The 7,425-nt window shown below is 72.8% G+C and carries 9 protein-coding genes; 5 read left to right on the top strand and 4 right to left on the bottom strand.

Annotated elements, in window-relative coordinates; translation table 11 throughout:
• Nucleotides 1-105: 105 nt before the first annotated feature.
• Both ABZT03_RS42205 and ABZT03_RS42210 read right to left on the bottom strand, forming a co-directional pair.
• Entirely contained in the window at nt 106-555 is a 450-nt protein-coding gene (locus tag ABZT03_RS42205; protein ID WP_356049371.1) for an ATP-binding protein, read from the bottom strand.
• A 349-nt stretch (nt 556-904) separates the two neighbouring features.
• Nucleotides 905-1,891: a heavy metal transporter gene (locus ABZT03_RS42210; RefSeq protein WP_356049373.1), complete on the bottom strand. Its 987-nt coding sequence runs from the start codon at nt 1,889-1,891 to the stop codon at nt 905-907.
• A gap of 83 nt (nt 1,892-1,974) precedes the next feature.
• Here ABZT03_RS42210 and dapE point away from each other — a divergent pair, with 83 nt between their 5' ends.
• Entirely contained in the window at nt 1,975-3,054 is a 1,080-nt protein-coding gene (dapE, locus tag ABZT03_RS42215) for a succinyl-diaminopimelate desuccinylase (protein WP_356049375.1), read from the top strand.
• A 123-nt stretch (nt 3,055-3,177) separates the two neighbouring features.
• Nucleotides 3,178-3,936 carry a TIGR00730 family Rossman fold protein gene (locus ABZT03_RS42220; RefSeq protein ID WP_356049377.1) on the top strand — a complete coding sequence of 253 codons (759 nt, stop codon included), beginning with the start codon at nt 3,178-3,180 and terminating at the stop codon, nt 3,934-3,936.
• A 148-nt stretch (nt 3,937-4,084) separates the two neighbouring features.
• Here the strand turns inward: ABZT03_RS42220 and folP are convergent, their stop codons facing one another.
• Complete coding sequence (gene folP, locus ABZT03_RS42225) at nt 4,085-4,945, bottom strand: dihydropteroate synthase (RefSeq protein ID WP_356049378.1); 861 nt, start codon at nt 4,943-4,945, stop codon at nt 4,085-4,087.
• Nucleotides 4,946-5,057: 112 nt separating this feature from the next.
• On the opposite strand from folP, the gene ABZT03_RS42230 reads away from it, so the two are divergent.
• Together ABZT03_RS42230 and ABZT03_RS42235 are read left to right on the top strand one after the other, a co-directional pair.
• Entirely contained in the window at nt 5,058-5,429 is a 372-nt protein-coding gene (locus ABZT03_RS42230) for a DivIVA domain-containing protein (RefSeq protein WP_356049383.1), read from the top strand.
• Nucleotides 5,426-6,004: a DNA-3-methyladenine glycosylase I gene (locus ABZT03_RS42235; RefSeq protein ID WP_356049379.1), complete on the top strand. Its 579-nt coding sequence runs from the start codon at nt 5,426-5,428 to the stop codon at nt 6,002-6,004. The genes ABZT03_RS42230 and ABZT03_RS42235 overlap by 4 nt, the downstream gene beginning before the upstream one ends.
• A 16-nt stretch (nt 6,005-6,020) precedes the next feature.
• Here the strand turns inward: ABZT03_RS42235 and ABZT03_RS42240 are convergent, their stop codons facing one another.
• Nucleotides 6,021-6,824: an enoyl-CoA hydratase-related protein gene (locus ABZT03_RS42240; protein WP_356049381.1), complete on the bottom strand. Its 804-nt coding sequence runs from the start codon at nt 6,822-6,824 to the stop codon at nt 6,021-6,023.
• Between the two features lie 380 nt (nt 6,825-7,204).
• On the opposite strand from ABZT03_RS42240, the gene ABZT03_RS42245 reads away from it, so the two are divergent.
• Nucleotides 7,205-7,372, top strand: coding sequence for a DUF3117 domain-containing protein (locus tag ABZT03_RS42245; protein ID WP_003966491.1), 168 nt, complete (start codon nt 7,205-7,207; stop codon nt 7,370-7,372).
• Nucleotides 7,373-7,425 lie beyond the last annotated feature (53 nt).

Below are 7,425 nucleotides of genomic sequence, written 5' to 3' on the forward strand. Positions count from 1 at the left end.
CCATCGCCGCAGCGACCAGCCTCGACGTCGCAACCCTCCTCGTAGACGGAGGAGTTCTGTCACCCGAGTCTCTCCAGTCACTGTCCGAAACTGACGCGGAGGCCGTCAGCCGCCGAGCTGGAGGCCCCGCGTGGGCAGGGAGCTCGTCGGCAGACCGCCCTTGGTGAGGGAGCCCGTCGGCAGGCCGCCCTTGGTGGCGGTCTTCGTGGTGTCGCCGAGGAGCTTCCCGGCGGACCCCGTCGCCTCACCGGCGGCCTTCTGCGCGACCGGCGCCGCCTTCTTCGCGACCTTGGCACCGGTCTTCGCGGCGGTCGGCAGGGCCTTCTTGACGGCCTTGCCTCCGGTGTCACCGGCGAGCCCGGAGACCTTGTCGGCCGCACCGTCCACGGTGTTGCCGACGTTCGCCCCGTCCAGGGCGGTCAGCGCGCCGAGGTTCGGAGCGGCCGGGAGCTCGGGGGCCGCACTGGCGGAGCCGGCCGCACCGACCCCGGCGGCCGCTCCCGCAGCGACGAGCAGCGCGGCACGGGCGATCCGACGGGTCAGGGGGAGGGACATGGTGCTCCTTCGACGGGAGGAAAGTGAACTGTCGGTCCGTGCCCGCACGTCGACCGCTGTCCGGCCGTCCGGCTGTGGAGCGGCCGGCGGTTGATCGTCCGGGCTCGGACGCAGTGACTACCGCTCGAAGCCCACGAAGGTTGCGGCGGCCCGACGTAAAGAGTTGGTAATGCGTCGCATTATCGGCTGTGGATAAAAACGGGCAAAGAGTGCCCGTCCCGAAAGGGTGTCGACCCCGTGGGCCCCTTTGTCCGCAAGGGATTCGACCGTCGCCGGAAGGAGGGCGGCCAAACCCGCTCACGGCGTTTCCCGGGGCCGCCGGCGTGACCCCTGCGGGTGATCGCTCGCACTACTGCGCGGTCAAGATCCGTACCGCGTCCGTCCCGGTCCCGCCGGCGCCGCGCGTCCCGCTCGTACGCCACCGGCTGTCGGTGTTCCCGGCGGTCCACTCCCGCCCGGCGTACGCGACGCGCTCGATGTGCAGCGCGGAGGCGTTGGCCACCGCCCAGTGCGCCAGCTGCCAGCCCCGCTGCCGGACGCCGCGGCGCTCGCCGGACCCCCTGGAACCCTTCGCGTCAGCGGTCACCGGCAGGGTCACCGTCCGTCCGCCGCCCCCGGACGTGCTCGCCGTCGGCGACGGCGACGCCTTCGTGCTGCCCACCTCCGCGCCCACCGGATCCAGCACGTCGCGCCCGAAGTCCCGGACCAGCGCGGACCGCACCCCGTCCGGACCCGCGGCCACGGCGGCCCTCTGGCGCCCGTCACAGGTCAGCGTGGCCGGCGAGGTCCCGGTGAGCGCGGCGGACAGCAGCACGGCGTCCGGTTCGTGCTTCGCATACGCCGACGGATAGCCGCTGCGCTGCACGCGCTGGGCGGCGACGGTGAGCGGCAGCCCGGTGTAGCCGGGCACCTTCGCCAGGTGCTCGTAGAAGACACCCGCCGCGTACGTCGGCTCCATGATCTCCTTCGCCGTGCCCCAGCCCTGCGAGGGCCGCTGCTGGAACAGGCCGAGCGAGTCCCGGTCGCCGTGGCGGATGTTGCGCAGCCCGGACTCCTGGAGCGCGGTCGCCAGCGCGATGGTCACGGCCCGGTCGGGCATGCCGCGGCCGGTGCCGACCGCCGCTATCGTCGCCGCGTTCACCGCCTGCTCCGGCGTGAAGTCGTACGCCGCCGTCCCGTCGCCCGAGACGACCCTGCAGCCGGGCCCGCCCGCACCCCCGGTGACGTACTGCACCACGAGGTAACCGGCGACGGACAGCAGGACCACGAAGGCCGCGCCGAGGCGGAGAAGACGACCGCGGCGGCGCTGGCGGGAGGTGGGGGACGGCTCTGGCACGCGTACAAGGTACTGGAGGCCCCTGTGCCGCCCGAGCCGGGTGGGAAGCGGGGGCCGACCGCCGGGGCACTAGGGTCGACGGCATGGCCGATACCCCGCTTGACCTCACGCTGGACGCCGCGGGGCTGACCGCGCGGCTCGTCGACTTCCCCTCGGAGAGCGGCGCCGAGAAGCCGCTCGCGGACGCCATCGAGACCGCGCTGCGCGGACTTCCCCACCTGAGCGTCGACCGCCACGGCAACAACGTCGTGGCCCGCACCCACCTGGGCCGCGCCGAGCGCGTGATCCTCGCCGGGCACATCGACACGGTGCCGATCGCGGACAACGTGCCGTCGAGGCTGGACGAGGACGGCGTGCTCTGGGGCTGCGGCACCTGCGACATGAAGTCCGGGGTGGCGGTCCAGCTCCGCCTCGCGGCCACCGTCCCGGCCCCCAACCGCGACCTGACCTTCGTCTTCTACGACAACGAGGAGGTCGCCGCGCACCTCAACGGCCTCAGGCACGTCGCCGAAGCCCATCCGCAGTGGCTGGAGGGCGACTTCGCGGTCCTGCTCGAACCGACGGACGGTCAGGTCGAGGGCGGCTGCCAGGGCACGCTGCGGATGTTCCTGACGTTCACCGGACAGCGGGCGCACTCCGCGCGCGCGTGGATGGGCTCCAACGCGATCCACGCGGCGGCCCCCGCCCTGGCGAAGCTCGCCGCCTACGAGCCGCGCACACCGGTCGTGGACGGACTCCGGTTCCACGAGGGCCTCAACGCCGTCCGCGTCGAGGGCGGCGTGGCCAACAACGTCATCCCCGACTCCTGCACCCTCGTCGTCAACTTCCGCTACGCGCCCGACCGCAGTCCGCAGGACGCCGAGGCGTTCGTCCGGGAGTACTTCGCGGACTGCGGGGTGGACGACTTCGTCGTCGACGACCACAGCGGCGGCGCCCGCCCCGGCCTGAACCACCCGGCCGCGGCGGCCTTCATGGCGGCCGTCGGCGGCGAGGCCCGCCCCAAGTTCGGCTGGACCGACGTCGCCCGCTTCAGCGCCCTGGGCGTGCCCGCCGTCAACTACGGCCCCGGCGCACCCCTGCTGGCCCACCGCGTCGACGAGCGGGTGCGGGCCTCACTGATTCCCGAGGCGGAGGAACGCCTGCGGCACTGGCTGACGTCCTGACGACGACAGGACGGGGCGGCCGCGTCCGTACGGCGCTGCACGGCGGACATGCCGACGTCCCCCGCACGTAACCCGCGTAGATCTACGCTGAGGTGGAAAGACCTGCGATCGGAGGGAGCGCACATGGCTACCGGGAACCCCGAGGGGAAGAAGCAGCCGCCGGAGGAGCAGCGCCTGGGACCGGTTCTCCGACGGCGGGATCAGGTGCAGGCCAGTACGACCGACCAGCGGCTGCTGGACGCCGGCGGCCCGTCGGACTGGGTCCACACCGACCCCTGGCGCGTGCTGCGCATCCAGTCGGAGTTCATCGAGGGCTTCGGTACGCTCGCCGAACTCCCCGCCGCCATCAGCGTGTTCGGCTCGGCGCGGACCCCCGCGGACTCGCCCGAGTACGAGGCGGGCGTACGGCTGGGCCGCGGTTTGGTCGAAGCCGGCTTCGCGGTGATCACCGGCGGCGGGCCCGGCGCGATGGAGGCCGCCAACAAGGGTGCCTGCGAGGCCAAGGGCACCTCGGTCGGCCTCGGCATCGAGCTGCCCTTCGAGCAGGGGCTGAACCAGTACGTCGACATCGGCCTCAACTTCCGCTACTTCTTCGTGCGGAAGATGATGTTCGTGAAGTACGCCCAGGGCTTCGTGGTCCTGCCCGGCGGGCTGGGCACGCTCGACGAGCTCTTCGAGGCCCTCACCCTGGTCCAGACCCAGAAGGTCACCCGCTTCCCCATCGTCCTGTTCGGCAGCGCGTACTGGGGCGGACTCGTCGACTGGCTGAAGAACACGCTGGTCGCCCAGGGCAAGGCCGCGGAGAAGGACCTGATGCTCTTCCACGTCACGGACGACGTCGACGAGGCGGTGGCCCTGATGTCGAAGGAGGCGGGACGCTGACGGCTCCGGCCGACGGCTGAACGCGACGGGACCCGGAACACGGCCCCCGGGTGACGGGTGACGGGCGGCGGGGCGGCAGCGTCTTCCCGCCGCGCCCTCACCGGAGCGGAGGGCCGGAGCGGTGGGCCGGCTCGCGCCTGCCGGAGTGCTACGCCAGTCCCCGGCGGGCCACCGCCGGGGGCCGGTGGCCCGCGATGGACGCCACCATGTCCAGCACCTGACGGGTCTCCGCCACCTCGTGCACGCGGTACACCTGCGCCCCGAGCCACGCGGACACCGCCGTCGTCGCCAGCGTGCCGATCACCCGCTCCTTCACCGGCTTGTCCAGCGTCTCCCCGACGAAGTCCTTGTTCGACAGGGACACCAGCACCGGCCACCCCGTCGCCACCATCTCCGCCAGCCGCCGGGTCGCCTCCAGGCTGTGCCGGGTGCTCTTGCCGAAGTCGTGCCCCGGATCGATCAGCACCGACTCCCTCGGCACCCCCAGCGACACCGCCCGCTCGGCCAGCCCCACGGTCACCCGGAGGATGTCGGCCATCACGTCGTCGTACGCCACCCGGTGCGGCCGGGTCCGCGGCTCGGCGCCGCCCGCGTGCGTGCAGACCAGGCCCACCCCGTACCGCGCGGCGACCTCCGCGAGCCGCGGGTCGACCCCGCCCCACGCGTCGTTCAGCAGGTCGGCGCCCGCCTCGCACACGGCCTCGCCGACCTCGTGCCGCCAGGTGTCCACGCTGATCACGACCTCGGGGAAGCGGCGCCGCACCTCCGCGACGAACCCGACGGTCCGCCGCCCCTCCTCCTCGGCCGTCACCTCCTCGCCCGGCCCGGCCTTGACGCCGCCGATGTCGATGATCGCCGCGCCCTCCGCCACCGCCTGCTCCACGCGCGCGAGGGCGGGCTCGTCGAGGAAGGTGGCTCCCCGGTCGTAGAAGGAGTCCGGGGTCCGGTTCACGATCGCCATGACCACCGGCTCGTGCGCCTCGAACACGCGCCTGCCCAGCCTGAGCATTCCCTGTGACCTCTCCTGGTACCTGCTGGTCTTCGGCCCTCTTCGGCCCTGACTGCCAGACTCGCATGGCACGATCGGACCCTGACACATTCGAGGGGACCCAGCGATGGTTATGTTCTTGTTCCTGGTCGTCGCGCTCGCCGTGGTGGTCGCCGCGGTGACGCTCGCCGTGGTCGGCGGCGGCGAGGGTGACGGTCCGCTGCCGGAGGCCGCCCCCGAGCGGCTGCAGGACCCGCTGCCCCCCGACCGCCCGGTGAACCGCGAGGACGTGGACAGCCTGCGCTTCCCGCTCGCCGCCCGCGGCTACCGCATGGCCGACGTCGACGACGCCCTCGGCCGCCTCGGCGCCGAACTCGCCGAGCGGGACGCCCGGATCGCCGACCTGGAGTCCGCGCTGGCCGGCGCCCAGGCCCCCGCCCACGTCTCCATGGAGAAGCCCGCCCGCGACCACGGGCAGTGGCACGCCCCGGAGGACGGGCAGTGAGCGACGGCACCGCCCTCGCCGGCCCCGACGGCGCGCTGCGCTGCCCCTGGGCCCTGTCCGCCGCGGAGTACGTCGCCTACCACGACGAGGAATGGGGGCGTCCGGTCCACGGCGACGACGCGCTGTTCGAACGGCTCAGCCTGGAGGCCTTCCAGTCCGGCCTGTCCTGGATCACGATCCTGCGCCGCCGCCCCGGCTTCCGCGCCGCCTTCGCCGACTTCCGGATCGCCTCCGTCGCCACCTTCACCGACGGCGACCGGGAACGGCTCCTCGCCGACCCCGGCATCATCCGCAACCGCGCCAAGGTCGACGCGACCCTCGCCAACGCGCGCGTGCTGGCCGACTGGTCGCCGGGCGAGCTGGACGAGCTGATCTGGTCCCACGCGCCCGCCGCGGGACCGGCCCCCAAGGCCCTCGGGGACGTCCCGGCGATCACCCCGGAATCGACCGCCCTGTCGAAGGCCCTCAAGAAGCGGGGCCTGCGCTTCGTCGGCCCCACCACGGCGTACGCGCTGATGCAGGCGTGCGGTCTGGTCGACGACCACCTGGCGGACTGCGTGGCCCGCCGGACCTGAGCGGCCCGGCCGGCGCTCACCGCCCCAGGTACTTCGGCTTCTCCTTGTTCACGAACGCGCGGACCGCGATCGTGTGGTCCTCGGAGGCGCCCGCCCTGGTCTGGAGCTCGTCCTCCTTCTCCAGGGTCTCCGCCAGGGAGTGCGTCAGCCCGTGGGCCACCGCCTCCTTGATCGCCGCGTACGCCACCGTCGGCCCGCCGGCCAGCGCCCGCGCCACCTTCTCGGCCTCGGCGCGCAGGTCGGCCGCCGGCACGAGACGGTTCGCGATGCCGAGGTCGTACGCCTCACGGGCCGTGATGCTGCGCGGGAAGAGCAGCAGGTCGGCGGCGCGCCCGGGGCCCACGACCCGCGGCAGCGTCCAGGACACCCCCGAGTCGGCGGTCAGCGCCACACCCGCGAACGAGGTGTTGAAGGCCGCCGTGTCCGCCACCACCCGGAAGTCGGCGGCCAGCGCGAAGCCGAGACCGGCTCCGGCCGCGACCCCGTTCACCCCCGCCACCACCGGCTTGGCCATGCCCGTCAGCGCCCGCACGATCGGGTTGTAGTGCTCGCGCACCGTCGTCATGGTGTGCCCGGAGCCGGTCTCCCGGTCGGCGGCCAGCAGCCCGATGTGCTCCTTGAGGTCCTGCCCCACGCAGAACGCGCGCTCCCCGGCCGCCGTCAGCAGCACCGCCCGTACGGCGTCGTCGGCCGCCGCGGACTCCACCGCCTCCCGCAGGACGACCTTGGTGGCGATGTCCAGCGCGTTCATCGCCTCGGGGCGGTTCAGCACGATCGTCGCGAGCCCGTCACTGACCTCGTAGAGCACGGTGTCGGCCATGGTGTAACCCCTCCGGTGTCGCGGCTCGGACGTACCCGTCGGTACGTCCTGGTGTGGTCCGAAGGACAGCATGGCGGAGATCACCGGGGGAGGACCGGGCCGCACGTGTGACCTGCGTCAAAGAATTCCGGCGGATTTCCGGTGCGCGGAAGTCCGTGCGGCGGCGCAGTATCGCAGTCACATCGCCGAATTGAGTGGTTTTGCTCGCGCGCGTTGCCCAAGCGATGCCGACTGATGTTGGTCATCGGGTCCTGAGATGCGGGATAATGGCCTGGAAGCAATGTGTTCGATGCCGGTGTCGCGTGTCCCTCGTCGGGCTGCGCGTGCCCTCCAGGGCCGTCGGCTTTGACGATGAGCTGGTTTCAGGAAGGGGAACGAGCATGGCGGCCATGAAGCCGCGAACGGGCGATGGCCCGCTCGAGGTGACAAAGGAGGGGCGGGGCATTGTCATGCGCGTTCCGCTCGAAGGCGGCGGTCGGCTCGTCGTCGAGCTGACCCCTGACGAGGCCGACGCGCTCGGCGACGCCCTCAAGAAGGTCGTCGGCTGACGCGGGAGCGACCATACCCGTTCAGTCGCCCCGGCACCGCACGCGGTGCCGGG

Source organism: Streptomyces sp. NPDC005574, from assembly GCF_040605435.1.
Classification (GTDB): Bacteria; Actinomycetota; Actinomycetes; order Streptomycetales; family Streptomycetaceae; genus Streptomyces.